This is a genomic window from Paenirhizobium cremeum (assembly GCF_047553425.1).
Classification (GTDB): Bacteria; Pseudomonadota; Alphaproteobacteria; order Rhizobiales; family Rhizobiaceae; genus Allorhizobium; species Allorhizobium cremeum.
Genome location: NZ_CP180217.1, coordinates 2,422,591 through 2,446,680, shown reverse-complemented (window position 1 = coordinate 2,446,680; position 24,090 = coordinate 2,422,591). Strand labels below are relative to the sequence as shown.

The following is a 24,090-nucleotide window of genomic DNA, read 5'->3' as shown; positions in this document are numbered from 1 at the left end:
CCGAATCCGGAGGCGCGGGGCAGCGTGCTGCCGGTTTCGTTTCAAGAGGAGTGTTAAAGGGCATGGCGAAGAAAAAGAAGCGCGAGGACCAGAAGAGCGGGGCGAAGCCGGCGTCCGCCGATAGCCGGGCTCTCGATGTGAAGAGCTTTCTCTATGTTGGCGGCCGCGACTGCCAGGTTGCGCATCTGCGCCAGATCGCCAGCAATTTCGGGGCGGAACTTATCCATCACGACGGCGGTTTGAGGGAAGCGGTATCGCGCATCGACACTGTTCTGCCCTCGGTGGACTGCGTGTTCTGCCCCATCGACTGTATCAGCCATGATGCGTGTCTGAGGGTGAAGAGCGGCTGCAAGAAGTTCGGCAAGGCCTTCATCCCCCTGCGCAACGGCAGCAAGTCGAGTCTGGAGCGGGCGCTGCAGACCCTGAATGAGAGGAATGAAAGTCAATGATGGACGATGATCTTGATTCGGCCATGCTGATCGGCCTGCACAAGCTCGCAGGCCAGAACGGCGATGGTCTTGTCCCCGCACTTCACGAACGTTTGATCGATCGGCAGGCGCAGAAGGCCGCAAGCGCGGAAATCATTGCGATTCCGGCCTTGCATCAGCGGAAAGCAAAACCCATTTATTCGCAGTCGTCATGGGGCGACGCGACAATCATTGATTTTCCCGCCCCGAAGTGGCTGCGGAACGCCGCGCGTCAGCGCGGCTGAGGCCCGGGTTAAGGCGTCGGCGGGAAGACGAACCGGGGACCCTGCGCATGAATGCGGAAAACCCTGTCGACTTTAACCGGGTCGACGTCCTGCCGATTCTTCCCTCTTTGAATTTTTCCCAGACACGAGAATTTTACGTCGAAAAGCTCGGTTTCGAGGCGATCGAAAAAACCTGCGACGAGTATATGGGCGTTCGCCGCGACGGGCTCGAATTGCATTTCTGGCTTTGCCAGGATCCCACTGTCTGCGACAGCAGTTCCGTCTTCTTCCGCTCGGAGAACGTCTGGCGTTTGTTCGAGGATTTCGATGGCCGCGGCGTGGAGATCACCCGCCATGTGGACGAGAACGACCAGCCGGTCGACAAGTTTCATGTGCGCGATCCGCACGGCAACCTGTTGCTGTTCGGGCGTCGGCTCGGGCCGCCGCCGGCCTGATCTTATTGGCCGGAGCGCAGCGGAAACAGCGCTCCCGCCCCGGCAATCAGCCATCCTGCGATCATCAGGATGCCACCCGCCGGCGCGGCCATCGGGAAGAGCCGCGTTCCCAGAAACTGCTTGCTGACGAGATCGCCGGCAAAGAGAAGCGTGCCGAGCGCCAGGACGAGGCCCGATGCAGTTGCCGTCGGAATGCGATGGCCGGCCGCCCTGAGGGCGAGAAGCGCCGGTGCGTGGGCGAGGCACATGGCGGAGGCGGGGCCGAGCAGCCCCTCGCTTCCGGTATGGGTCGCGGCCGCGGCGAGACCGACGCCGGCTGCGCCCAGAAGACCGGCGAATGCCGGCAGGAGACGGTTCAGGGCCTCGGAGGTCGACGGCACGGGCTAGTCCTTGTTCTGCATGTGATGGGCGAGCTTTTCGACCGGGTCCCAGATGATGGCGCGCAGCTTTTCATGGGAAATCGTGTCCTCCATGGCGCGACGGAAGCAGAGCAGCCATTCGTCCCGCTCCTCGGCACCGATTTCCGCGCCGAAGTGACGGCGCCGGAGCATGGGATGCCCGCGCTTTTCGATGTAGAGCTGCGGGCCGCCGAGATAGCCGGACAGATATTCGTAGAGCTTTTCCTCGCTGCCCGAGAGGTCGGGCGGATGGATCGCGCGGCACCGCGCCGCTTCTGGCAGGGTGTCCATCAGCTCGTAGAAGCGGCGCGTCAAGGCCCGCACCGTGGCGTCGCCACCGATCGCCTCGTAGAGTGTTATCGTTTCCTCGGTCATTTCCGGATTCCGTTGCTCAGCATTTCTTCTTAACCGCCCCGACGGTCCATGGGCAACAGCCCAGTGCGCCCATGCGGCAAAAGGCGCCGTGGGAGAGGTATTGAGACAGGAGTGGCTCAGGTAAAATTCACTTTACCACATACCGCAGCATCCAACGGAGATGGCCCCGGGCTAGGGTCATAGCCTGATTGCTACGAACACGCGAGTGATTGCGTTGATCCGGCGCGAATCTAGCTGCGAGGGAGCGTTATTATTACTAAACGTGATTAAGTAGCAGGCCACTTGCAATATTGTTGAATATCCAAATCAGAGATGGCCCAGTGCATCTCAACGAAATCAACGCATCCCGCGACTGCGCTAATGGAAGTCGCGTCCATCCCAGTGCATCCCGGAAAAGCTTTTGCCCTCCGGTGATACAAGCATATGGTCGGGCAGAGGCCACTTCGTGCGATGCGATCCTACGCGATAAGGGACCATTGTTTCCGTAAACGCCCAGCTCTCGTCTTGCCGAGTAGTGGCTTCAGGAACGAAATAATTTCCATACACCCATCTAAGTCGCGATTTACCAGGATCGAAGTATCGGCTCTGTAGGCTGTTTCGAACGTGGCGAAACGCATCTACCCTAGCCCCGGCGTAGGTTTCTATGCCGATATGAATCACACCAGGTCTATCTCCTGGAAGCTGCCCGTTCGCATCAACGAGCGTTTTCTTGAAGTGTCGGGCCTTCTGGCGCGTAGCGGCTGCTGAGGCGCTCCGCCACGTTACAACACTAGCCTGATAGACAGCGTCAGCATACTCGGGCCGATCTTCCCAAGGACGCCACTTTGCCGCCATGGAGTGATTGGCGTCGTGAGCATATGAACCAGCTAGCAACTCGATCATGCGAGTTGAACCATAGTACACATAGTCTTCACGCAGGACGCTGCGGGTAAGCTCCCAGTTTACTGGCCTGACGCGAATGGCCGCAATTTCATCCTCCACCGACTCCGTGGATGCTCGCTCCATCGCGGCTTGAACCCCACCCACGAGATACTCATCAGGAACATCTTCTAGCTCAACCTTGTAGACGACCTCGACAACCAATGACTGGTACTGCTCAAGTAGGAGTGCATGAGCTTTTTCCGCCAAGACAATTCCACGCTGGTTCTCTTTCGTAGCGTATGATGAAACGGCAAGGCGCTTACACTCTACTGCCCAGTGGCTTCTAGGACGAGAGACATGAAGATCGGGTGTTCGTTCAAGCCCTCGCTTCTCTTGAACGAACTCAACATCTGTCCAGCCACCACGTCGATAAGCAAGACCAACAAGAAGTTCATAAATTCCACCGTCTGGCTGCCGCCTCTCTGCCAGCATAATTCGAGCCGCTCGCTCCTCAACATTTTTTACGGAGAGGAGAAGGGGTAATTCCTTCCCAATGCGTGTGAGGTATGGAGCGATCCGCATAGCACCCTCGGGTGTCCAGTAAGCACGGTCGTACGCAAAGGTTTCCGCCTGTAATATGTACCATGCCGCAACATCTGATGGATCGAAGAATGGCACCTGGAGACCTTCGCGCATCTGCTTGCGTGCTTCAAGCAAGCGTTCCTTCGCCGCGTCTAAGCGGCGTTCCATTTGGATGCGCGGTACGAACGACTTCAACCATGCCACAGCGAGCATGAGTTCGTCGTCGCGCCAGTCGTGGCCTGAGCGCTGAGCTGTCCAGTTGGGATTTATTCGCATGGTTTCGAGAACATAAATGGTTGAAGGAGGCAGGAAACGAGCACCAAGTCGCAAACTTCCGGCCTGTGGTAACGACGCAGCAGACTCTTTTTTGCTGGCCGCGATCAACACTACCCGAACTCAAGTGCGTAGCAACTGCAACGCGATCAAACCAAGGAAGCCATGGACAATACTAACGGAGCGACAAGGCCTTACCAGCGATTACTGCGACGGACCAAGAGAGCGCAATTAGCTGTTACCTATGTCTCCGGGTCGGACAATAGGAAAATGGCGCACCCGACAGGATTCGAACCTGTGACCTTTGGAATCGGAAGGCAAACCTAGATCACTTTCGGCTGCTTCCTGTTGTTTACTTCAGTTTGATTTTCTGATCAATCTCAGACATTAAGCGCTTTCTGCGGTTCCAAAGGTTTGGACGGAGTTTTCTCCGACTTGCTTCCTGCCGCTTCCTATGTGCTTCCTGTGAGGTGTCCGATGTCGAAGCTGACGAAGAGATTGATCGATGGCCTTGAGGTCCGCGAGAAGGACTATTTCGAATGGGACGATGATCTTCCGGGTTTCGGTGTCAGGGTTTGGCCGAGCGGTCGCAAGACGTATGTCGCGCAGTACCGGGCTGGGAAGCAAACCCGGCGCTTCAAGATCGGTATTCATGGCCCGCTCACCGTCGAGGAGGCGAGGAAGGAAGCGAAGGCCGTTCTTGGGGACGTTGCCCGTGGCGAAGATCCCCAGATGGACAGAGCGACACGGCGCAAGTCCCTCACCGTGAAAGACCTCTGTGAGACGTATTTCGAAGCCGCCGATAAGGGGCTCATTCTGGGGAAGCGAGGCAAGCCGAAAAAGGCGTCCACGCTCTACGTCGACCAGGGCAGAGCCAAGCGCCATATCATCCCGCTCCTCGGTAGCAAGTTGGTGCAGGATCTCGCGACGGCGGATGTCGTGAAGATGATGAGGGACATCACCACCGGAAAGACGGCGGCTTCGGAGAAGACTGAGAAGCTGAGGGGCAGGGCGATAGTGGAAGGCGGCGCCGGTACGGCATCGCAGGCCGTCACGCTCCTGAGTGCCATTCTCTCCTATGCGGCCTCTGAAGGTATCGTCCAACATAATGTGGCGCGGGGCATCAAAAAACCCGCTGTAGGGAAGCGCTCGCGCCGACTGAGCGCCGACGAGTACCGAGCGATAGGGAAAGCGCTTGCCGAAGCCGAGGGAGAGATCTGGCAGGGTATCGCAGGGATGAAGCTCTTCCTGCTCACTGGCTTCCGGTTGAGCGAAATCGCCGGTCTAATGTGGTCTGAGGTTGATGAGGCAGGTAGCTGCTTTCGCCTGGACGATTCCAAGGAAGGCGCGTCGGTGCGTCCTGTTGGCCGGCCGGTCTTCGAGCTATTGGCCACGGTCCCACGGATCGCCGGCAACCCATATGTGCTTCCTGGGCCCCGAAGCGATGGCGGTTATTACACCTCGCTCGACGAGGCCATTGGCCGGATCACTGCCAAAGCGGGGATCGAGGGTGTCACCTCTCACACTTTGCGGCACTCATATGCCAGTGTGGCCGGTGATCTGGGCTATACCGAAATCACCATCGCCGCACTGCTCGGACATGCCGCCGGCAATGTGACCCAGCGCTATATCCACCATCTCGACAGCGTATTGATCGCCGCGGCGAACAAGGTTTCGGGAGAGGTGCACCGGATGATGACGGGCGAGGGCGGGAAGGTGATCGAGTTGCCTCGGAGGGCTTAGTTCTCCTCGCCTTTTCGCGGTCCATCTTCGAACGGATCTCCGATGCCTGAGAAAGGAGGTTCCTCAACTCCACCCGAGACATCCTCCTCGTATTCGCCATAGATGCCGAAGCGTTTTCTTTCCTCCTCCTTTTGAGTTGCCCAGGCTTCTACATGCTGGGCAACTCTCTCAGCGAAGCCAGCGGTCACAATCACCTTGTCGGCGTAGATGTCGTGAAGAGTGCTGTCGATCTCGGCGGTTATCTCGTCGATCCTGTCTTCAAGATCGCTACCATCCTTCAGCGCCGCGACCAGCTCCGCCAAATGTTCAATCCGATCTTCGAATGAAGCGGGTTTTGGGAAGTACTCTTCTAGACAATGAACGACAGCCTCATTCATGGACATGCCCATCCGCTCGGCTTGAGCTTTGATGCGGTCCCGCATGCCCGGCGGAAGGCGTAACTGGAACTGGTCATAGTCTTTCACTTTCGTCTTCTTTGCCACCGCTGAACCGCCTTCCGAGAAAAATCATAGCATGGATGCTAGGTCATATTGACTTAACCACGATTTGCTGTCTTAATCCAATCATAGCACTAATGCTATGACGTTTTCTTGAGATGGTGAACCGATGATTAATCTTGGAAGACCACGGCTCCGGCGCTCGGAAGTGCCTGGCTACCTGTTCGAAAAGCACGGAATCCCGATTGCCGTTGCGACCTTGAACAAGATGGCGACCACGGGCGGCGGGCCGGCAATGCGATATGCGGGGCGCATCCCGCTCTATGACGTTGAAGATCTCGATCGCTGGGCAGAACAGCGGTTGACGAACCCGGTTGGCTCTACCTCGGAGAAGGTGGCATGACCCAGCCCTCAATTTCAAACCTGAAGAAGAGGGCAAAGGCTCTCGGCATTCGATTTGCCAAGTCTCCGAGCCCAAACATCACATCCGAGAACCTGGGTGAATTCCGGGTGATCGACATCGCCGGGAACTATGTCATCCGGGGAAGCCGGTTTGACTGCAGCCTCGACGAAGTTGCGGCATTGGTCGCCGAAATGGAGGCCGCATGAAGCCGGATCGGACAGCACTTGCGGCCGTTTGGCCACCGACAGCGACCGTTGCCCGAAAGGCCGGCCACAAGCAGATGAGCCCGATGAAGGCCATCCGCGAAAAATGCCTCGACTGCTCATGTGGGCAGCCTTCCGAGATCCGTCTCTGTGAGGCGATCAAATGCGTCCTATGGCCCTTCCGCAGTGGGTCGCACCCCTACACCAAAGGCAAGACAGAAAACCCGCTCTTGGGGGCGGATTTCGCAGAAGAAAACGGCTCGGCAACCGCGCCAACGGTCCCGAGCCCGGTCCAATCCTCTATCCCCGCAAAAGGATGAAAAAATGAACGTGCAAAGCAATATCACATCATCACCTGTTGCGCCAACCGGCGACTGGCACCCCGTCGACGACATCAACCGCGCCGGCTCGATCGTCTTCACCTGCTGGCTTGCCATGATGGCCAAAGAGTTCGACGCCGAGGCAGACGGTCCCACCGTGGCGGACACACTCTATGACGCCTTCGAACGGATCCGGAGGGCGGAAAAGAAGCTGGATGGCCCGTCGTTCGCCGTCGTCAAATCGAAGGCGCCAGCAGAGACCTCAGACGACCTCGCCCGGATCGGCAAGATGATTGCGAATCACCGCGAGACCTATCTGACCTGGAACGACCTCTGCCATCTGGCTGATGTCTGCGACCATCGGCACGATCCGAAGATGGTCCCCTTGGTCAAGGCACTCGACGACCGAGAGGCCGAACTCCTCCAGGCGCTGATTGACGAGCCCGTTTGGACGTTCGAAGCCCTACAGGCCAAAGGTGCCCACCTTGCTGCAATTCATGCTCGTGGAGGCCTCTCCTACGAGGAAGCCTTTGCTTTCGTCGCATCCTTCCACAATCCGAACGTAAGGGTCGAACGATGAACGCGCAGGTTCTACTCACCCGCAAACGCCTCGAGGCGAAGATTGAGGAACTGATCGAACTGCTCGATCTTCTCGACGGCGACCCCGACCTTGAAGACAACGGCGACATGGAGCCGTCGCTCGGATCCACGCCGTACCTCGGGCAATACGATTTGGAGCTCGACCTATCCGACGACGAAGAGCTCGGATGGGCCAATCCCTGCGGCCTTCGCGTCCATGTCCCAGAAGAGCTTAAGCAGCTCCAGGAAGAGGGGTACGTTCATTGACCTCGATCACCATCCCCACCGGCGGCACGACGGGCCATTCGCACGAACACAGCGCCGCGGTCGAACAGGCCGCGATCTGGTTCGCCGATCAAAAGGAGCCGCCACGGCCGGCGGTTCCTGCCCTCCGGGACCGGTTTGGCTTGTCCACGCTGGAGGCAACCGAAGCGCTGGCAATGGCGCAACAGTTCCGCATCGTCAGGAGGGCTTTCGGCTGATGGCGGTCTATAGCACACGGGACAAGGGGCGAATTGCTCAGACCATGGTCGAGAAGCTGACTGACAAGCACCGCCGACCGCCGAAAGATATGCCATGGATATGGGTGACTGAGGAGTGGATCTTCAGCCCCGCTTACACCTCGCTTTCCCCCAACGCAAACCGGGCGATCTGGAGGATCATAGGCGAGTATCTCAAGGGCGGCCGGAAAGACAACGGCCGCCTGATCGTCACCCATCCCGATTTCATCGCCTACGGCGTCACTGGAAGGCTCATTGCCGATGCCCTGGACGAGCTAACATTCAAAGGCCTCTTGCGCGTCCAGCGTGGTCGAGGAGCCGAGGGCACTCCTCATCCGAACCGATACCGGCTGACGTTCTTCGGTGATTTCGAAGGTGCGGCGCCCACGAATGAGTGGAAGGGCTTCGGCCCTGACGACGTCTCAAGATGGGATAAAATGCGCTCCCAGAAAGCCGAAGATCGGGCCAAGAAAGCAGGCCGAAAAAGAAAATCCTCGCTTCACGAAGGTGAAATTCCCCGCTTCACGAACGTGAAATTCAACCCACTGAAAGGACGGACCGCATGACGAAAAGCTGTTTGTTTTCAACAGTGCCACCAATTTCACGAAAGTGCAGTACTATGAAGAGTTTCCCGAGAGGGCTCAGCAATGTCTGACATGATGCACCGCGACCTTCCACTCTTCGCCTGGCAGCCACCGTGCAAAGTGATCGCCTTCCCTCTCGTCCATCGGGTGGGGAAGGTTCGCGATGTTGCTCGAAAGATGATCGACAAATCGACCGATCGCCATGCAGCGTTCTATCAGCGCCAAGTCACCGAGGCGTTGGTCGCGCATCTTGAGCGGCTTGGCATTCCCGAGGCCCAGCAAGACGAGCAGATCGTGGCCTTCTGGCGCAAGGTGGAAAACGAAATGGCCCGGCTCTGCTATCGCGGGACCGGAAACAATGACCCAAGAGGTGCAGCATGACCAAGCCATTCTTCGATCCGGTCCGCAACACTACCAACAAACCTCAGTACGAGGCGACATTGTACGCGGGAACTCCCGGTGCACAGGATGGAGCCCTGACGGTGAAGTCTGCCAAGCGGGAGGGCAAGGAGATCTCAGCTTTCGAGATCTTCTGGCATCCCACACAAGAGTACCGCGTTGTTGCCAGTGGCGACATCTCGAATGTCAGGCACATCAAGACCAAGCGGCAGATCAAAAGCTTGGCTGGCTATTACCGGTAGGAGCGCGGGCATGACCGAAGACACCGAACTCCTCGTCGGCCACAAGGCGATTGCCCGGTTTCTCAATGTCACCCCTCGGTTCGTGTCCTGGCACGATGAAAAGGGTGAACTCCCCACGTTCATGGTCGGGGCCCGTGTATGCGCGACCAAAGCCGCCATCCGTCAATGGCTGGCCGACAAGCAACGCGAGGGAAAGCAAAAGAAAGCATCCTGACGGTTGCAAATCCCGTTCCTTGAATGCAATCATCCACTCAGGGGACGGGAGGCATCCATGACAGATACCAGCATCAACACGCCCAACGCGGCCGCAGCGAAACCGTTCTGGCAGAAGGCTATCGGATGGGCCGTCATCCTCGGGCTGGCATATCTTTTGTTCTTCGGAATTCCCGGCACTGGTCCAGCCACTTGCGAGAGCCTGGTTGCAGACGTCATCGAGATTTCCGAGCAGAACGCGGGCATGCTCAACGCCAAGGTCATCGATGTCGTCGAGATCAAAACGACCTCAGAGACCGACAAGGAACTCAAGTGCTCCGGGATCGGCATCCTCTCAACAGGCATGAAGCAGAACGTCACCTACCGCATGTACGAGGAGTACGAGAAATGGTGGGTCAAGCTGGAGCCCGAAGGTTTCCCGTTCCAGTGACGCCATGAGGGGATGGGCAGACATCATTCTGCTGTCGCTCCTGATCTGCGCAGGGATCATCTCCATGGCTCTCACTGTCGCCAGCTACCTTGGATTGGTTTGACCGAAAGTTCTGGATTGAGGGGCTAAAACCAGTAGCCAAGACAAAGCCCGAAAACGCCTCAAATTCTGGCCTTCGACTTTCCCCCAGATTTGGGGATATCTCCAAGCCCCTGAAATATCCTTGTTTTCCAGCCGTATCATTGCTATTTTCGTAACGCTGCTAAAGCAAGGATACAAAAGGGGCTAGTGATGAGGGTTTTCGGGTACGTTCGCGTCTCCACATTGGAGCAAGCCAGCAACGGCGACAGCCTGGAGACCCAGAAGGCGAAGATCCTCGGCTATGCCATGATGCAGGGCTGGGAGGAGCCTGAAATCTTCGTTGAGGCTGGGGTGAGTGGTTCGGTACCTCTTGCCGATCGGCCGCAGGGAAAAGCGCTCCTGGAGGCCTCTGCCAAGGGAGATATCATCATCACCCCCAAGCTGGACCGAATGTTTCGCAACGCCTCTGATGCTCTCGGTACTCTGGAGGAACTAAAAGCCCAAGGCACCGGGCTTGTCATGATCGACCTCGGGGGAGACGTCACCAGCAACGGGATATCGAAACTGGTCTTCACCATCCTCTCAGCCGTTGCCGAGAACGAGCGGGATCGGATACGGGAGCGCATTCGGGAGGTGAAGCGCCATCTGGCCTCTCAGGGTGTGTATGGCGGCGGCAAGATCCCATTCGGCTATGACGTTGTCGACAAGCAGCTCGTGGAGAACCCCGAACAGCAGAAGACCCTCAAGGCGATGATAGAAGCTAGGGCCAATGGGGACAGCTTCAGGGCCATCGGTGAAGCCCATGGGATGCAGGCCATGACGGTGAAGCGTATCCTTGACCGTCACATTGAGAAGCCTGTAAAAAGCTGAATGAAAGCAGTCTTTCGCCCTCTCGTGTAACGTTGCGTAACGGTGTCCTACGTGGCTCCCCGTTGACCCCGTAACCCGCATTGAACGGCCAACGAAACCCGGTCATCTCTGGGTTTATGGAAACGTTCAAGACCCCCATTGCAGGCACTTCGACCCGTAATCGCTCGGCCATCTCAAATGGTTCGTGGCTACTGGAAGGCGTCGATCATCGGAGCGCTCTCGGTCGTCGTTACCGTGACCTCTGCATGAACATGGCCGATGACATGGGCGGGGCTTCGATCCTGTCCGAACCTCAGAAGGCGATGATCCGGCAACTGGCCGCCGTCATGGTCGAATGCGAGAAGCTTCAGAGCGCAATCGTCAAAGGCGAAGAGGTTGACCATGAGGTTCTGGTTCGTCTGACCAACCTTCACGCTCGCCTTGCCCGGGATCTCAAGGTCAAGACCAAGGCCAAGCCGAAGCGCACCCTTCAGGACCATCTGAGGGAGCGTGCCTGATGAACATCCTTGAGGCTTGCGAAGATCCCGAACTGTTCGGCCCCTGGTTCAAGGACCCGGAGACCTATCAGGCGTGGTTCGCATTCCTTGCGGCCCTCTTTGGTCTGCCCATGACCGAGGAGCAGGCTGAGATCTATCGTCGCCACACTGGCCGGGAAGAGCTTCCTGGAGAGCCTTCCGAAGAGGCGTGGCTGATCATTGGCCGTCGAGGCGGCAAAAGTTTCGTGATGGCGCTCGTCGCCGTGTTCCTCGCCTGCTTCCGAGACTATCGACCGTTCCTTGCACCTGGCGAAATGGGCACCGTCATGGTCATCGCGGCTGATCGGAGGCAGGCGAGAACAATCATTCGCTATGCCAAGGCACTGCTGACCGGTGTTCCCATGCTTTCCGACATGGTGACGGCAGAACGTGCCGAGGGCGTTGACCTGGATAACAGCGTTGCCATCGAGGTTGGCACGGCATCCTTCCGAACAACCCGAGGCTATACCTACGTTGCCGTTTTGTGTGACGAGCTGGCTTTCTGGCCTTCCGAAGACAGTGCTGAGCCTGATTTCGAGATCCTGGACGCTATCCGCCCGGGCATGGCCACCATTCCGAATGCGATGTTGCTTTGCGCCTCGTCGCCTCATGCTCGTCGAGGAGCGCTCTGGGAGGCTTATCGGCAGTATTGGGGCCAGAACGGCCCTATCCTCGTCTGGAAGGCTGCCACGCGGGAAATGAACCCTACGGTACGTCAATCGGTCATAGATCGTGCAACGGAGCGTGATGCCGCCAAGGCTTCAGCCGAATATGGTGCCGAGTTCCGCCGGGACATCGAGGCCTTCGTCTCCAGAGAGGTTGTCGAGGCCTGCGTGACCCGTGGTCTGGAAAGCCTGCCCTGGCAGCATCGGCAGAAGTATTTTGCGTTCGTGGACCCCTCAGGCGGCTCGAATGACAGCTTCACCCTGGCCATTGCACACCGGGAGGACACGAGCGTCGTTCTTGACGTCCTGATGGATAAGAAACCGCCGTTCAGTCCTGAACAGACGATCGCTGAGTTCTGCGTCGTCCTGAAGGCATACGGCCTCCGGGAAGTGACCGGCGACCGATACGGTGGCGAGTTCCCGAGAGAGCATTTCCGCAATCGGGGAATTGCGTACAAGATCGCGGAAAAACCGAGATCGGATCTCTATCGAGACCTGTTGCCCCTGATGAACAGCGGGCAGATCCGCCTGCTCGATAACAAGCACCTCCAAAACCAACTGATCGGCCTTGAACGTCGGGTTTATCGCGGCGGCAAGGAGACGATCGACCACGCGCCTGGCGGCCATGACGACTTGGCCAATGCCGTGGCCGGCGTGGCGAACTGCATCGCATTTGTCAAACAAGCCCCTGTTGCCGCATCGGGCGCGACCCGGCGCAATTGAGAAAGGAAAGCCCAATGAGCACTCCCATCCCCACGACCACCGAAGAACTGAAGGAAGCCCGGCAGGCGGCCGGCGAACGATATGCGGCAGCCGTTGCCGAGCTTGAAGCGGCCTATCTCGATCTTGCCGCGTATGACCGCGTTCTGCAGAACGCCAATGTCAACCGGCTTCATGGTTCCGCCTATGAGCATCGCTCTTTCAGGGGCGGTATCGACTTCATCCCGATCGACATGCAGCACCCCGATTTCGGTTCCTACACAACCGAGTTCAATCGTCGGGTGGCCTCGATGGCCAATCCCATCATTGACGCGCTTTCGAACTGAGGAGGTTTGATCATGGCAGTATGGGTCACATTCTTTCGTTCGAAAGCTTTCGCGCACATCGCCAACCAAGGGGTTGGTGACATCGTCGCACGGGAGAAAATCACGGTTCCAGGAACCACCGCCCGGGCCGTCGAGTACGGTGAAATGGTAGCCGTTACCAATGGTGAAGGATCCGAGATCCTGGTTGCTTTCGGCAAAGCGCCGGATGCCGCCACCTTGACAGCCACCGTTAACAGCGGGGCCGGCTTCGCCATCCCATCCGCTCTTTGCTACCCGTTCTTTGCTCCCAATATCGGGGACAAGGTCAACGTGAAGCTCGGCAGTGCAGTGTGAGGGTTGACGCAATGACCTCAACCTCGAAACCCGAGACAGGCGACCAGCGTCGCTCCCCCGCCAACATTCGGCAGCTTCAGTTCGGGGCATTGTCTTCGATCGCCCACGAACCGACCCCAAACCAGACCGAGAAGGAGCCAGCTCATGGCTGATCTTTTGACCACGCTCCGCCAGCGTTTCCCTACCTCCGATGATCGTGTTTCGGATCTGAAAGGCGTGTTCGACAACATCAACACCTTCGTGCCGATCGTCTCGCAATGGAAGGAAGAAGCTGGCCGCAACAAGCATCTTTCGCCGGCCGGCATCTCTTCCGCCTATCGCAAACGTATGGGCGAGAACGTGATGCAGGAAGTTCGCCGGATGAATACGGTGATTGCGGAGAGCAAAGCCAAGTTGGCCGAAGCCAAGGTCAACGTGACGAAACCGAAGTACGACCCGACCGACATGCTAGGGGCTGCCTATCGTCGAGAGATCCGGGAGTTTCTTCGTCAGACTGAGACGTCGCAGCGCCTCTCCCTGGTCATGAGCGAGACGGCAGATCCGATCTTCACCGCGGCTGCACTGGAACTGCCAACCGTGGTTTCCGGTCTCCCGGAGCAGCAGGCGGACATGGTCCGCAAGGTCTATGCCGAGCGCAACCATCCTGACGTGCTGGAGCATATCGCCGTACGCGAAAGCGCTCTCGAGGTGATGACCGCTTTCGCGTCCGTCTTCAAGGAGGAGGTCAGGAAACAGGCCGGCATCGACGACAAGAAAGCATTCGAAGCCTGGTACGAGACCGGCGCAGAACCCGAGGCCGCTTGATGCAGATCCGGCACGAGAACCAACCAGACGAGCCCGGCGACTTCACCATCTTGGTGACGCTGCCAGTAAAGGAGACATAGATGGCTGACCCAATTTACACGACAGGCGATCCGGTATGGAACAGCCTGGAGGACAACACGCGCGTTCCGCTGACTTCCGAACTGGAGAGCGGATGGCCATGCGGTGAGGTCGATCCAGAACTGCTGAACTTCGTCAGCGGGCATGCGTGGAACTTGGTCCACAACATGCTGACGATATCCGGACTGACGCCGAGCATCCCCAATCTCCATCAGCTCGCCCAGTCGATCCAGAGCGGCAAGGTAAACTATGCCGTTGCTGAAGGGACAGCGAATGCTTTGACGGCGACACTTTCGCCTGTCCCGCCGTCTTTGCCTGACGGCATGATGGTGCTGCTGCTCGTCGGCTCTACAAATACCGGCGCGGCGACACTGAACGTCAACACCCTTGGCGCTGATGCCATTGTCAACACCAATGGCGGCGCTCTGATCGCCGGAGATCTTGTCGCGGGCAACGTGGTGCAGTTGATCCGCCGGAACAGCCAGTGGCGGATTGCGGGCAACTCGCGCGGCAGACTGCTCAACACCCAGGTGTTCAAGACGCCGGGAACGTCAACCTATACCCCGACGCCTGGGACGCAGTATGTCGAGGTCGAGGTGCAGGGCGGTGGCGGTGCGGGTGGTGGCCCTCCTGCGACGGGAGCGGGGCAGCTGTCGATCGGAGGTGGCGGCGGTAGCGGCGCGTGGGCACAAAAACTCATTACATCGGGATTTTCCGGCGTGACAGTAACAGTCGGCGCCGCCGGTGCGGGTGCATCAGGCGCTGCTGGGGGCGCGGGTGGAGCATCAAGCTTTGGCGCGTTGGTAAGCGCCAACGGGGGCGGCGGCGGTGCCGTTGCCGGGCCGGCGGCCAATACGTCCAACTTCAACACGTCAGGAGGTGCCGCAGGTGCCGCAGGGACATCCGGCGACATCAATTCGGCTGGCATTAACGGCACTGGCTATCTCGTCGTAAGCGGCACAGGAGTTCCTCCTTTTGCAGCACCATCACGCTTCGCTGGAGGTCCGGGCGCCGGCGGGGCTGGCAATGGGAACCCAGAGAGCACAGCGGCGCGGGTCGGAACTGACGGCCAACCCGGGATAGTCATCGTGCGAGAGTATGCATAGTGGCAGGTTGAGAAATGAAGATCCGTCACACTTGGGAAGACCTCACCGCGACCGACAGCGCCCTAAAGGTGGGCGAATGGGCAGGCGTGCGGGCATCCACCGCCAAGGAGCGGAAAGCCGTCCAGGCGCGCCGTCTCGACGTCTGTTACACCTTCGCCTTCCGGCATTGCGGGGCGGTTCTCCGCCTCGTGGTCGCACAAGACAAGATCGGCCCTTTCACCTCGTCGATGCGAAAGCTCGATCGGGCAATTGCCGGGATGATCGCCGACAGGCGCATCACTACCCCCGAACCCTATTCCACCACCATCCTCATGATCGCCATGGCTGCCGCTCCCGAGGCGCACATCGACCTTGAGCGGATCCGCGAAACCATGCGCTGCGAGGCCTGCAACTGCATCCTGAAGGACGGCGGGCCGCTGGATAAGGGCAGCGCTCAACAGACCGCCATAACGGCCGAACTCAAGCAAAGCCAGTTCGCGAAGGAGCAACTGCCATGATCATTGAAAAGCTCGTCGCCGAACTTGGCTGGGATCTGACCGGCGAGGCCGATCTCAAGCGCTTTCAGAAGGGCATGTCCGATGCCGAGAAGGGCATCACCGCCTTTGCAGCTCGAGCCGCTACTGTCATGGCCGCCGCAGCCGCCGCGGGTGCCGCTGGTATGGGTGCGCTGGGCAAGTCGGTCATTTCCACCTCTGCCGAGTTCGAAGGCTACCAGGCCACCCTGGAGACGATCGAGGGCAGTGCTGACAAGGCCAAGGCTTCCCTTGATTGGGTGGCAGAGTTCGCGAAAACCACCCCCTACGAGATCGGCGACGTCACGCAGGCCTTCGTTCGGCTCAAGGCTTACGGCATCGACCCGCTGGACGGCACACTGAAGGCTGCAGGCGATGCCGGCTCCGCAATGGGTGTGGGCCTCATGTCAGGCGTGGAAGCCATTGCTGACGCAATTACGGGCGAAAACGAGCGCCTGAAGGCCTTTGGCATCACTGCCAGCGTAGCCGGGGATCAGGTGACCTACTCCTGGCAGGAGAACGGCAAGCAGATGTCGAAGACGTTGAAAAAGTCCGGCGTCGAGATCCAGAAGTTTCTGGTCGACAACTTCGGCCGGCGGTTCAACGATGCGATGGATAAGCAGTCCCGCACCTGGGACGGCATGACGTCCAATCTCGGGGATAGCTGGACGGACTTTCAGCGCCGGATAGGCGAGGCGGGTTTCTTCGAGGCGGTCAAGAACCAGCTTGGTAAGGTGCTGGATTTCATCGCCAGGCTTGACGCTGACGGCTCGCTCGATCGGTGGGCGCAAAACCTGTCCTGGGCTTTCACCGCCGCAACTGATGCAATCGGCAGCTTTGCCATGCGTATCGGTCGGCATATGGCCACCATTGCCGACATCATCAACAATAACCGTGATGCTTGGGATTGGCTCAAGTGGGTGCTTGGCGCTATCGCCTTGCGCCTATTCCCTGTCGCGGCACTCTTCGCTGCGGCGGCTTTCGCGCTTGACGACTTCCTAACCTATATGCGCGGCGGTCAGTCCGTCCTTGGTGATTTCATCCAGTCGATGGCCGATTTCCTTGGCGCTGATCCTGAAAAGGTGGCCAACGTTCTCGGCAAGATGGCGCAAGGGGCGGCCGGCATCGCTGCTGCTTCTATCGGAGTAGGCATGTTCGCGAAATCATTGCGGACACTCGCCGGAGCTGTGGGCTTGTTCGGGACCGGCGCTGCTGCTGGTGGGACAGCAACGCTTTTGCGGCTTCTCTGGATGGCTGGCGCTGCCGTGGGGGGCATCAATGCCCTGACCAACCCCGGAGAAGGGCTGAAGAATGCGCCGAGATCGAGGTGGGGTGTCGATGACGTAATCAGGTGGATGCTTGGGACCGACAAGCCAAAGAATAGCGGCCATCCGTATTCTGGCAGTGCCGCCCCTTCTGCACTTTCGGCGCCTGACGGCTCGGTGTCGGCAAGACCCGACCAGATCAATCCTGACATGCAGGCATTGATGCGCAACCTTGAAGGCAACGCCGCGAAGATGAGCGCCGGTACCGCTGCCGCTGCCGTGACCAATACCGTCACCGACAATAGCGACAAGTCCGTCAGCGTCACTGTGAACCAGACCGTTCAACAGGCTGTCGACGCTCCTGCCGCTGTTGCCGGTGCCGTGGGCAATGCTGCGGCCGGCGCTGCTCGTCCCTCTGGCCTCCCTCCGACCCGAATTTCTGGAACAGGGGCGTTCTGATGGTCGTCCGCATCAAGCGCACGCGGGTGGTCGGCAATGGCGTTGCCGGCCTCGAGTCTATCCCGCCAAAGCCTACCATCGTCGAGGTAGGCTTTCCGGCTGGCGAGACTGACAGCGACGTTCTGGAGCGTGCTGTGTTCAATAACTTCGGGACCGAACGCATCCCCGAGCGGCCATTCATGCAGAACGCCATGAGGGCCAACCGGACAAGCTATCGATCGGCGATGATCGCAGGGGCCAAAGAGATCGTCCGCGCCGCTGCCGCTGGCAAGGATCCGGGCAAGGTCATGCGTCAGGTTCTCCGCAAGCTGGGGATCAAAGCGCAAGGCGATATTCAGGAGGAAATCACCTCTCTGCAGTCGCCACCGAATGCGCCATCGACGATCGCGCAGAAGGGGTCCAGCAATCCACTTATCGAGACCGGCGAGCTCCGGGCAAGCGTGACCTTCAAAGTCAAGGATTGATCGTCATGAGACAGATCCACATCGAGGGCGTAGGGACCATGCGTGAGTTGACCGATTGGGAGCTCGTGCGCCTTACCAAGCTTCGAGGGCCAAACAAAGCGATCGCTCCTATGGCCTTCGGCCTGGGCATGACCTATCAGCAGTACCGGAAGCTCACCCCAGAGCAGCAGAGAGCTTGCTGGGAAGCGTCCAATGATCTCACCCGTCCAGAGGGCGACATGAAGCGGAAACGCGCCCTGTGAGCGTCCTTCACCGAAAGAAGCCCCTTCGGGATTGGCTGATCACTGCCGATGAAGGGGCGAAGGCTTTCCACATCACCAAACAGGGTTTCAAGGCTCTCGTGCGCGAGGGCTTTATCAGGCCTGCCGATCGCGTCGGCATGTATCGCATGGGATCTGTGATTGACGGCCATGCGGAAGCCGTGCGGCTTGGCAGACTGGCGCCGCCTCACAAGCGGGCGAACGCGCCGGCCGTCTTCTTCTGCGAGGTCGTCAAATGATGTTCAAGTTCCGCCGCTCATTTGCCGAAGCTTTTCAGCGTTTGCGAGCGCCTTCTCGGTCAGGTCGATCTTGTGTTTCCAATAGCGCAAAAGGGCTTCCGAGTTGGGATGTTGATCCGGTCCTGGAAGCTGCTCTTGTTGTAGATACAAGCTTTCTAGAAGAGTTGACCCTTCGAACTCGGGCAAGACGGTCGCGAGATGCTGCACCAGAAGCTTCAGGAATTGATCGTTCAGGCGCTCGGTCTGGTAGATGACCGTCAAAGCGGCCTTGAAATCGTCTTCAGTCATACGGGCTCCTAGAGGGCAAAGTCATCCGGCAACGGTTTGCTCTTCCGCTGCGCATCCCATTCCGCCCAGGCCTGATCCGCTTTCTCTTCGCGTGTCAGCTCGCGTTTGATGATCCGATGCTTGCCAGACGGCATAACCCTCACGATCGTGCCATCGACTTCCATCTCGACGCAGACGTCATGCTCGATCGCGATGGTGGCCATACGTTTCAAATCGGCTTGGCGGACGAGCGAGGGTTTTGTCATACGCTGAAATTCCTTCGCCAAAGCTTCCTATATGCTTCCTGCGTTGACGCGGTAGGTGAGGGGCTTGTCATAAGTCCTTGAAAATATGGCGCACCCGACAGGATTCGAACCTGTGACCTTTGGAATCGGAATCCAACACTCTATCCAGCTGAGCTACGGGTGCATCCGGGGCGAAGCAGGGTGCTCGCCGTCAGGCTGTTTGGCGGTCATACCCTAGACTTCGCTTCGCATCAATGTGGAAAATGCGGGATTCGGCGTCTCTCTACAGGCCGGGCGGCGATGTGGAAAAAGTGCCTCGCCGGGGATTTTCCCGAATGCTTCTGCCGGATCGCCGTGTATGAGGGGCATGCCTCGTCCAAATCTGACAGTTTTCACCCGCGATCGGGCACTAACCCTTGTGCCATGAAGGCAATTCTATAAAATCATTGTCGTATCCACTACGTATCGCGTCCACGGTAGGGGTGGTTTTGTTGGGGGCAACAAACAAGAATGGCGTCTCAATGACGGAAAATAAGGCTGAGGAAACAGCTCAAGGGTCATCCAGAATAGATTTTTCGATGATGGAGGACGCCGTTGGCTATCGGCTGCGGCGGGCGCAGCTTGCTGTTTTCCAACATTTCAACGAGACCTTCGCCGCCAAGGGGTTGCGTCCGACGGATTTCGCCGTGCTCCTGCTTCTTACCCGCAATCAGGGCTCGAAGCAGAGCGAGGTGGCGGAGGCGCTCGGCATCCAGAGGGCCAATTTCGTCGCGATCGTCGACGGCCTCGAGCACAAGGGGTTCGTCGAGCGGCGCAAGTCCGATCTCGACCGGCGCGTCCAGTCGCTCTACATCACCGATGCCGGGCTTGCCTATCTCGAGGAGCTGATGCCGATCTGGCAGGAACATGAAGAGCGTCTTCTCTCGCAGCTCGGCGGCGTCGCCGCGCGCGACCAGCTCATCGGCCTGTTGAAGAAGCTCTACGACTGACCCTGAAGGATGTCGGGCAAAAGCGTATGGCGGTCTTGCGGCAGAGAGAGGCCACAAGACTCAAGCTTGTTGCGATCTTTCAGATTCGCTCCGCACGCTTTAAGTATTTGTTTTATTACATGTCGTTACCGCAGAACCGCTGCGCACTTTTGCGCGACATGCTTTAGGACCTCAAGCGCGCGGAGCGAACCTGACAGTGCGCGACGCGTCTTGAGAGGCCTGCGCGCCGGCCCGAAAGGCTATGGCAATCTCCGGATCGCCTCGTCGATCAGGAGGTTTGCGATCGTCATGCGCAGCGTCGCGCGGTCCCTGAATTCCGCGTCCATCCTGTCGGGATGGTTGAGCTTGGCGAAGCGCCGCCGCCGTTCGGCGAGCTTTTCCCGGTCGTCCGTCGCGGCGATGCCGAGGTCGTCCGCGATTTCTTCGATCGACAATCGTGCGAGGTGCGCGGGCATCACCGGCGCGGGGTCCTGGGGCGGGTCGGGCGCCGGGGGCGCTTCGTAAAACCCATCGTCCTCCATCAGGGAAAGATAGGCTTCCTGCAGGCGCGTCGCCTCCTGAAATCCGGCGGTCAGGCTGTCCGCCAGATAGTTCCCGGGCATGCCGTGGATTCTGGGCGATGCGATTTCGGCTTCCTCATCCGCGCAGCCGACGTCCTCGTCCGAAAGACGTTCCACGACCGACTGGAACAATGACTGGCGAAACAGCATGCGCGATTCTCCCTTGAGCCCTCAAGGAGAACATCCGGACTTGGCGCCGGGCTTGCGGAACCCATCGGGCGCGGGAAAGTGCAGGGGAAGGGCGCCTGCCTCAGCTCTGGCTCTGGCTTTGACTCTGGAGTTTCGGCTCCACCACCACCTTGACCGCAAGGTCTTCTCCGGCGCGGCCGATGCGCATTCCGGAGACGGGAGCGGCATCGGCATAGCAGAGGCCGGAGGCGATGCGGACATAGCGGGCATCGGGGCAATGATCGTTGGCCGCGTCGAAACCGACCCATCCGAGGCCGGGAAGAAACACCTCGGCCCAGGCATGGGTCGCCATCTGCTCGGCCACGCCGTCCATCATCAGATAGCCCGAGACATAGCGGGCGGGAATGTTCATCAGTCGGGTGGCGGCGATGAAGATATGCGCATGATCCTGGCAGACGCCGTGGCCGGCCTCGAGCGCCTGTTCCGCCGTCGTCTCCGTGCCGGTTTCGCCGGGGCGGTAGGCGACCGCCTTGTGGATCGTGCCCATCAGGTCATGCATGCGCTCGAGGTCGGTTGTGCCGGAAAGGCCCTTGGCAAGCTCCTTGGTCAGCTTGCCGGCCCTGGTGCGGGGCGTCTCGCGCAGGAAAAGCCACAGCGGGCAATAGCCGACATGGGGGCCGAAAACGCCGGCGCGGTCCTCGGTCTCGACTTCGCCGCTCGCGACGATATGGACCTTGGAGCTGTCGCCCTCGGTCGAGACGAGATGGACATGATTGCCGAACTGGTCGTGGAAACCGGCTTCGACGACGGCGCCGTCGACGGCGATGTGCCAGGACAGGACCTCCTGTCCGGGGCCTGCCACGGGCGACAGCCGCAGCCGCTGGAGCGAATAGGCTACCGGCTCGGCATACTGGTATTCGGTGGTATGGGTGATCTTGAGCCGCATGATGGTGTCCCGCCTGCCGTCAGCTGTAGAAGCGATAACCCTCGGTGATTTCATTGCCGAGCTGGTTGTTGCGGGCGATGAAATTGTCGAGGAATTCGTGCAGTCCCTGATCCATGATGGCGCTGATATTGCAGGAACTCAGCGTCGCGCGAACGGAATCGGCCGTGTCATGGGCCGGCAACCGCTGGCCGTATTCCCTGGCGAGATAGCCGAGATTGCTGACGATCTTCTCGTAGGAATAAGCGAGCGAGCGCGGCATCTGGCCGTTGAGGATCAGGAAATCGGCGATGTTGGCCGCACGGTATTCGCCGTCATAAACCCAGCGGTAGGAGCGATGCGCCGAGACCGACCGGAGGATCGATTCCCACTGCATGTTGTCGAGCGAGGAGCCGACCTGCGTGACGGCCGGCAACAGCACGTAATATTTCACGTCGAGGATGCGGCTGGTGTTGTCGGCCCGTTCGATGAAGGTTCCGATCCGCGCGAAGTTATAGATCTCGTTGCGCAGCATCGAGCCGTGGAAGGCGCCGCGGATCAGGCCGGCGCGGCGTTTCACGGTGTCGATCACCTCGGGAAGGTCGGCCGATTTCAGCTTGCGGCCTAAAAGATGCTTGAGCTCGATCCAGCATTCATTGGTCGCTTCCCAGGTCTCGCGGGTTAGCGCCGTGCGCACCATGCGGGCATTGTTGCGGCCGGAATCGATGCATGACATCACGCTCGACGGGTTGGCGAGATCGCGCAGCAGATAGTCGATCGCGTCGGCGCTCGTCAGCTTCGGGTGGGCGGCGTCGTAACCCTCGCGTACGTCGGCGCTGAGAAGCACGGCCCCCCAGTCGTCGTCCGTGGCGCCGGTGCGGGTCAGTGACATCCTGAGGCCGGCGTCCACGAGGCGGGCGATGTTTTCGGCCCGCTCGATGTAGCGGAACATCCAGTATAGTCCGTTTGCGGTTCTGCCCAGCATGGTTCAGTCCTCCAGTACCCAGGTGTCCTTGGTGCCGCCTCCCTGGGAGGAGTTGACGACGAGCGAACCCTGTTTCAGGGCCACGCGGGTCAGGCCGCCGGGGATGATCTGCACCTTGTCGGAGACAAGAACATAGGGACGAAGATCGACGTGGCGCGGCGCGATCCCCTTGTTGACGAGGATCGGCACGGTCGACAAGGAAAGCGTCGGCTGGGCGATGTAGTTGTTCGGCCGGCTCTTCAGCTTCTCGGCGAAGACGGCCCGCTCCTTCTTCGAGGCGGTCGGGCCGACCAGCATGCCGTAGCCGCCGGAACCGTGGACTTCCTTGACGACCAGCTCTTCCAGATGCTCCAGCACGTATTTCAGGCTGTCGGCTTCCGAGCAGCGCCAGGTCGGCACGTTTTCCAGAAGCGCCTTGCGGCCGGTATAGAACTCGACGATCTCGGGCATGTAGGAATAGATCGCCTTGTCGTCGGAAATGCCGGTGCCCGGCGCATTGGCGATGGTGATGTTGCCGGCCCGGTAGACGTCCATGATGCCGGGCACGCCGAGCGCGGAATCGGGACGGAAGGTCAAGGGATCGAGGAAGTCGTCGTCGACGCGGCGGTAGAGCACGTCGATCGCCTCGTAGCCGCGGGTGGTGCGCATCTTCACCTTGCCGTCGATGACGCGGAGGTCCGAACCTTCGACCAGCTCCACGCCCATCATGTCGGCAAGGAAGGAGTGCTCGTAATAGGCGGAGTTGTAGATGCCGGGGGTGAGCACCGCGACGCGCGGCTTGCCCTTGCAGCCCGGAGGGGCGAGGGATGCCAGCGACTGGCGCAGCAGGTAGGGATAGTCCTCGACACGCTGCACCTTGTTGAGCTGGAAGAGTTCCGGAAACATCTGCATCATGGTTTCGCGGTTTTCCAGCATGTAGCTGACGCCCGACGGCGTGCGGGCATTGTCTTCCAGCACGTAGAACTGGTCTTCGCCGGTGCGCACGATGTCGGTGCCAACGATATGGGTGTAGACGCCGCCCGGCGGGCGGAAGCCGATCATTTCGGGCAGGAAAGCCTCGTTCTTCTCGATCAGTTCGCGGGGAATGCGGCCCGCCTTAATGATTTCCTGCTTGTGATAGATGTCGTCGAGAAAGGCGTTGAGCGCCAGAACGCGCTGTTCGATCCCCTGGGCGAGTCGCCGCCATTCGCTGCCGGAGATGATGCGGGGAATGATGTCGAAGGGTATGAGCTTTTCGGCTGAGTCTTCGTGTCCGTAGACTGCGAAGGTGATGCCTGTCTTGCGGAAGATGTTTTCGGCGTCTCGCGACTTGGCGATCAATCGCGCCGGGTCCTGATTCGAATACCACTCATGGTAGTTCCGGTAGGGCGTTCGCGGACTGCTGTCCGCATTCATCATTTCATCAAATGCCAACGGCGCCATCCCCATTTTTTTGCCATTTGAATACAACGTTTCGGGCAATGCAAGAAGCCTGCGGAGTGGGAGGCTAAGAATTTCCATGGCTCGAAAAATCGGCAACAGCCTATATTTCCATCAGATTTTCGGCATTTTGATACTGCGTCAGGCCGTCTCGGCCATCTCCGTTGACCCAAAGTCGGAGGAGGATTG

At 59.2% G+C, this 24,090-nt stretch carries 37 protein-coding genes and 1 tRNA gene; 27 read left to right on the top strand and 11 right to left on the bottom strand.

The genetic code is table 11. From position 1 onward, the window contains the following. The first annotated feature begins 62 nt into the window (after positions 1 to 62). The 3 genes from ACLBKR_RS12150 to ACLBKR_RS12140 are packed head-to-tail and all read left to right on the top strand — an operon-like array spanning position 63 to position 1,146. A complete protein-coding gene (locus ACLBKR_RS12150) occupies positions 63 to 449 on the top strand; it encodes a DUF2325 domain-containing protein (protein ID WP_112831878.1) in 387 nt (128 codons plus the stop codon). Beyond that, positions 446 to 712 (top strand): hypothetical protein, encoded by a 267-nt coding sequence (locus ACLBKR_RS12145; protein WP_113454378.1) that lies wholly within the window; start codon positions 446 to 448, stop codon positions 710 to 712. Before ACLBKR_RS12150 ends, ACLBKR_RS12145 begins: the two co-directional genes overlap by 4 nt. A gap of 47 nt (positions 713 to 759) precedes the next feature. Then, positions 760 to 1,146, top strand: a complete 387-nt coding sequence (locus tag ACLBKR_RS12140) for a glyoxalase superfamily protein (protein ID WP_112831876.1) — start codon at positions 760 to 762, stop codon at positions 1,144 to 1,146. Between the two features lie 2 nt (positions 1,147 to 1,148). On the opposite strand, the gene ACLBKR_RS12135 is transcribed toward ACLBKR_RS12140, so the two are convergent. The 3 genes from ACLBKR_RS12135 to ACLBKR_RS12125 all read right to left on the bottom strand — a co-directional run bounded on the left by ACLBKR_RS12135 (position 1,149) and on the right by ACLBKR_RS12125 (position 3,749). Next, positions 1,149 to 1,526: a DUF423 domain-containing protein gene (locus tag ACLBKR_RS12135; RefSeq protein ID WP_414899367.1), complete on the bottom strand. Its 378-nt coding sequence runs from the start codon at positions 1,524 to 1,526 to the stop codon at positions 1,149 to 1,151. Between the two features lie 3 nt (positions 1,527 to 1,529). Further along, positions 1,530 to 1,919, bottom strand: coding sequence for a globin (locus ACLBKR_RS12130; RefSeq protein WP_113424605.1), 390 nt, complete (start codon positions 1,917 to 1,919; stop codon positions 1,530 to 1,532). A 357-nt stretch (positions 1,920 to 2,276) separates the two neighbouring features. Then, on the bottom strand, positions 2,277 to 3,749 hold the full coding sequence (locus ACLBKR_RS12125; protein ID WP_162758856.1) for a hypothetical protein: 1,473 nt from the start codon (positions 3,747 to 3,749) through the stop codon (positions 2,277 to 2,279). A 363-nt stretch (positions 3,750 to 4,112) separates the two neighbouring features. Between ACLBKR_RS12125 and ACLBKR_RS12120 the strand changes: the two genes are divergently transcribed. Next, the gene (locus tag ACLBKR_RS12120) at positions 4,113 to 5,378 is read left to right on the top strand and encodes a tyrosine-type recombinase/integrase (protein ID WP_414899366.1); all 1,266 of its coding nucleotides are present in this window, start codon (positions 4,113 to 4,115) and stop codon (positions 5,376 to 5,378) included. Here the strand turns inward: ACLBKR_RS12120 and ACLBKR_RS12115 are convergent. Then, complete coding sequence (locus ACLBKR_RS12115; RefSeq protein WP_414899365.1) at positions 5,375 to 5,860, bottom strand: Arc family DNA-binding protein; 486 nt, start codon at positions 5,858 to 5,860, stop codon at positions 5,375 to 5,377. The two genes, ACLBKR_RS12120 and ACLBKR_RS12115, sit on opposite strands and share 4 nt — an antisense overlap. 124 nt (positions 5,861 to 5,984) lie before the next feature. On the opposite strand from ACLBKR_RS12115, the gene ACLBKR_RS12110 reads away from it, so the two are divergent. The 22 genes from ACLBKR_RS12110 to ACLBKR_RS12005 all read left to right on the top strand — a co-directional run bounded on the left by ACLBKR_RS12110 (position 5,985) and on the right by ACLBKR_RS12005 (position 18,385). Further along, the gene (locus ACLBKR_RS12110; RefSeq protein ID WP_414899364.1) at positions 5,985 to 6,218 is read left to right on the top strand and encodes a hypothetical protein; all 234 of its coding nucleotides are present in this window, start codon (positions 5,985 to 5,987) and stop codon (positions 6,216 to 6,218) included. Next, a complete protein-coding gene (locus ACLBKR_RS12105) occupies positions 6,215 to 6,424 on the top strand; it encodes a hypothetical protein (RefSeq protein ID WP_414899363.1) in 210 nt (69 codons plus the stop codon). Before ACLBKR_RS12110 ends, ACLBKR_RS12105 begins: the two co-directional genes overlap by 4 nt. Positions 6,425 to 6,745: 321 nt before the next feature. Continuing rightward, positions 6,746 to 7,321 (top strand): hypothetical protein, encoded by a 576-nt coding sequence (locus tag ACLBKR_RS12100; RefSeq protein WP_414899362.1) that lies wholly within the window; start codon positions 6,746 to 6,748, stop codon positions 7,319 to 7,321. Beyond that, positions 7,318 to 7,587: a hypothetical protein gene (locus ACLBKR_RS12095; protein WP_414899361.1), complete on the top strand. Its 270-nt coding sequence runs from the start codon at positions 7,318 to 7,320 to the stop codon at positions 7,585 to 7,587. Before ACLBKR_RS12100 ends, ACLBKR_RS12095 begins: the two co-directional genes overlap by 4 nt. Beyond that, positions 7,584 to 7,802 (top strand): hypothetical protein, encoded by a 219-nt coding sequence (locus tag ACLBKR_RS12090; protein ID WP_414899360.1) that lies wholly within the window; start codon positions 7,584 to 7,586, stop codon positions 7,800 to 7,802. Before ACLBKR_RS12095 ends, ACLBKR_RS12090 begins: the two co-directional genes overlap by 4 nt. Continuing rightward, complete coding sequence (locus tag ACLBKR_RS12085; protein ID WP_414899359.1) at positions 7,802 to 8,386, top strand: hypothetical protein; 585 nt, start codon at positions 7,802 to 7,804, stop codon at positions 8,384 to 8,386. Before ACLBKR_RS12090 ends, ACLBKR_RS12085 begins: the two co-directional genes overlap by 1 nt. A gap of 81 nt (positions 8,387 to 8,467) precedes the next feature. After that, the gene (locus tag ACLBKR_RS12080; RefSeq protein ID WP_414899358.1) at positions 8,468 to 8,785 is read left to right on the top strand and encodes a DUF6074 family protein; all 318 of its coding nucleotides are present in this window, start codon (positions 8,468 to 8,470) and stop codon (positions 8,783 to 8,785) included. Then, entirely contained in the window at positions 8,782 to 9,045 is a 264-nt protein-coding gene (locus ACLBKR_RS12075; protein ID WP_414899357.1) for a hypothetical protein, read from the top strand. Before ACLBKR_RS12080 ends, ACLBKR_RS12075 begins: the two co-directional genes overlap by 4 nt. A 10-nt stretch (positions 9,046 to 9,055) precedes the next feature. After that, complete coding sequence (locus ACLBKR_RS12070) at positions 9,056 to 9,259, top strand: DNA-binding protein (RefSeq protein WP_414899356.1); 204 nt, start codon at positions 9,056 to 9,058, stop codon at positions 9,257 to 9,259. Positions 9,260 to 9,316: 57 nt separating this feature from the next. Next, positions 9,317 to 9,688 (top strand): hypothetical protein, encoded by a 372-nt coding sequence (locus ACLBKR_RS12065; RefSeq protein ID WP_414899355.1) that lies wholly within the window; start codon positions 9,317 to 9,319, stop codon positions 9,686 to 9,688. A gap of 291 nt (positions 9,689 to 9,979) precedes the next feature. Further along, on the top strand, positions 9,980 to 10,639 hold the full coding sequence (locus ACLBKR_RS12060; RefSeq protein WP_414899354.1) for a recombinase family protein: 660 nt from the start codon (positions 9,980 to 9,982) through the stop codon (positions 10,637 to 10,639). 245 nt (positions 10,640 to 10,884) lie between these two features. Next, complete coding sequence (locus ACLBKR_RS12055) at positions 10,885 to 11,136, top strand: hypothetical protein (protein WP_414899353.1); 252 nt, start codon at positions 10,885 to 10,887, stop codon at positions 11,134 to 11,136. Next, positions 11,136 to 12,542, top strand: a complete 1,407-nt coding sequence (locus ACLBKR_RS12050) for a hypothetical protein (protein ID WP_414899352.1) — start codon at positions 11,136 to 11,138, stop codon at positions 12,540 to 12,542. Before ACLBKR_RS12055 ends, ACLBKR_RS12050 begins: the two co-directional genes overlap by 1 nt. Positions 12,543 to 12,556: 14 nt before the next feature. After that, entirely contained in the window at positions 12,557 to 12,865 is a 309-nt protein-coding gene (locus ACLBKR_RS12045; RefSeq protein WP_414899351.1) for a hypothetical protein, read from the top strand. Between the two features lie 12 nt (positions 12,866 to 12,877). Continuing rightward, positions 12,878 to 13,198 carry a hypothetical protein gene (locus ACLBKR_RS12040; protein WP_414899350.1) on the top strand — a complete coding sequence of 107 codons (321 nt, stop codon included), beginning with the start codon at positions 12,878 to 12,880 and terminating at the stop codon, positions 13,196 to 13,198. A 144-nt stretch (positions 13,199 to 13,342) separates the two neighbouring features. Then, a complete protein-coding gene (locus ACLBKR_RS12035) occupies positions 13,343 to 14,002 on the top strand; it encodes a hypothetical protein (protein WP_414899349.1) in 660 nt (219 codons plus the stop codon). A gap of 80 nt (positions 14,003 to 14,082) precedes the next feature. Next, positions 14,083 to 15,186: a hypothetical protein gene (locus ACLBKR_RS12030; protein ID WP_414899348.1), complete on the top strand. Its 1,104-nt coding sequence runs from the start codon at positions 14,083 to 14,085 to the stop codon at positions 15,184 to 15,186. A gap of 14 nt (positions 15,187 to 15,200) precedes the next feature. Then, positions 15,201 to 15,683, top strand: coding sequence for a hypothetical protein (locus ACLBKR_RS12025; RefSeq protein WP_414899347.1), 483 nt, complete (start codon positions 15,201 to 15,203; stop codon positions 15,681 to 15,683). Further along, entirely contained in the window at positions 15,680 to 17,422 is a 1,743-nt protein-coding gene (locus ACLBKR_RS12020) for a tape measure protein (RefSeq protein WP_414899346.1), read from the top strand. The genes ACLBKR_RS12025 and ACLBKR_RS12020 overlap by 4 nt, the downstream gene beginning before the upstream one ends. Continuing rightward, the gene (locus tag ACLBKR_RS12015; RefSeq protein WP_414899345.1) at positions 17,422 to 17,886 is read left to right on the top strand and encodes a hypothetical protein; all 465 of its coding nucleotides are present in this window, start codon (positions 17,422 to 17,424) and stop codon (positions 17,884 to 17,886) included. Before ACLBKR_RS12020 ends, ACLBKR_RS12015 begins: the two co-directional genes overlap by 1 nt. Positions 17,887 to 17,891: 5 nt before the next feature. Further along, positions 17,892 to 18,128 carry a hypothetical protein gene (locus ACLBKR_RS12010; protein WP_414899344.1) on the top strand — a complete coding sequence of 79 codons (237 nt, stop codon included), beginning with the start codon at positions 17,892 to 17,894 and terminating at the stop codon, positions 18,126 to 18,128. Continuing rightward, entirely contained in the window at positions 18,125 to 18,385 is a 261-nt protein-coding gene (locus tag ACLBKR_RS12005) for a hypothetical protein (protein WP_414899343.1), read from the top strand. The genes ACLBKR_RS12010 and ACLBKR_RS12005 overlap by 4 nt, the downstream gene beginning before the upstream one ends. Positions 18,386 to 18,388: 3 nt before the next feature. Here the strand turns inward: ACLBKR_RS12005 and ACLBKR_RS12000 are convergent, their stop codons facing one another. The 3 genes from ACLBKR_RS12000 to ACLBKR_RS11990 all read right to left on the bottom strand — a co-directional run bounded on the left by ACLBKR_RS12000 (position 18,389) and on the right by ACLBKR_RS11990 (position 19,081). After that, positions 18,389 to 18,673, bottom strand: a complete 285-nt coding sequence (locus tag ACLBKR_RS12000; protein WP_414899342.1) for a hypothetical protein — start codon at positions 18,671 to 18,673, stop codon at positions 18,389 to 18,391. A gap of 8 nt (positions 18,674 to 18,681) precedes the next feature. After that, a complete protein-coding gene (locus tag ACLBKR_RS11995; protein ID WP_414899341.1) occupies positions 18,682 to 18,918 on the bottom strand; it encodes a hypothetical protein in 237 nt (78 codons plus the stop codon). A gap of 86 nt (positions 18,919 to 19,004) precedes the next feature. Continuing rightward, positions 19,005 to 19,081, bottom strand: a tRNA-Arg gene (locus ACLBKR_RS11990). A 394-nt stretch (positions 19,082 to 19,475) separates the two neighbouring features. Between ACLBKR_RS11990 and ACLBKR_RS11985 the strand changes: the two genes are divergently transcribed. Continuing rightward, a complete protein-coding gene (locus ACLBKR_RS11985; RefSeq protein WP_244709636.1) occupies positions 19,476 to 19,886 on the top strand; it encodes a MarR family winged helix-turn-helix transcriptional regulator in 411 nt (136 codons plus the stop codon). Positions 19,887 to 20,125: 239 nt separating this feature from the next. Here ACLBKR_RS11985 and ACLBKR_RS11980 read toward each other — a convergent pair whose 3' ends face one another. The 4 genes from ACLBKR_RS11980 to ACLBKR_RS11965 all read right to left on the bottom strand — a co-directional run bounded on the left by ACLBKR_RS11980 (position 20,126) and on the right by ACLBKR_RS11965 (position 23,895). Further along, a complete protein-coding gene (locus tag ACLBKR_RS11980; RefSeq protein ID WP_113457174.1) occupies positions 20,126 to 20,596 on the bottom strand; it encodes a hypothetical protein in 471 nt (156 codons plus the stop codon). Positions 20,597 to 20,696: 100 nt separating this feature from the next. After that, on the bottom strand, positions 20,697 to 21,521 hold the full coding sequence (locus ACLBKR_RS11975; protein WP_113339267.1) for a transglutaminase family protein: 825 nt from the start codon (positions 21,519 to 21,521) through the stop codon (positions 20,697 to 20,699). Between the two features lie 19 nt (positions 21,522 to 21,540). Next, on the bottom strand, positions 21,541 to 22,482 hold the full coding sequence (locus tag ACLBKR_RS11970; RefSeq protein ID WP_112831139.1) for an alpha-E domain-containing protein: 942 nt from the start codon (positions 22,480 to 22,482) through the stop codon (positions 21,541 to 21,543). Between the two features lie 3 nt (positions 22,483 to 22,485). Beyond that, positions 22,486 to 23,895: a circularly permuted type 2 ATP-grasp protein gene (locus tag ACLBKR_RS11965; protein WP_162708362.1), complete on the bottom strand. Its 1,410-nt coding sequence runs from the start codon at positions 23,893 to 23,895 to the stop codon at positions 22,486 to 22,488. Between the last annotated feature and the right edge of the window lie 195 nt (positions 23,896 to 24,090).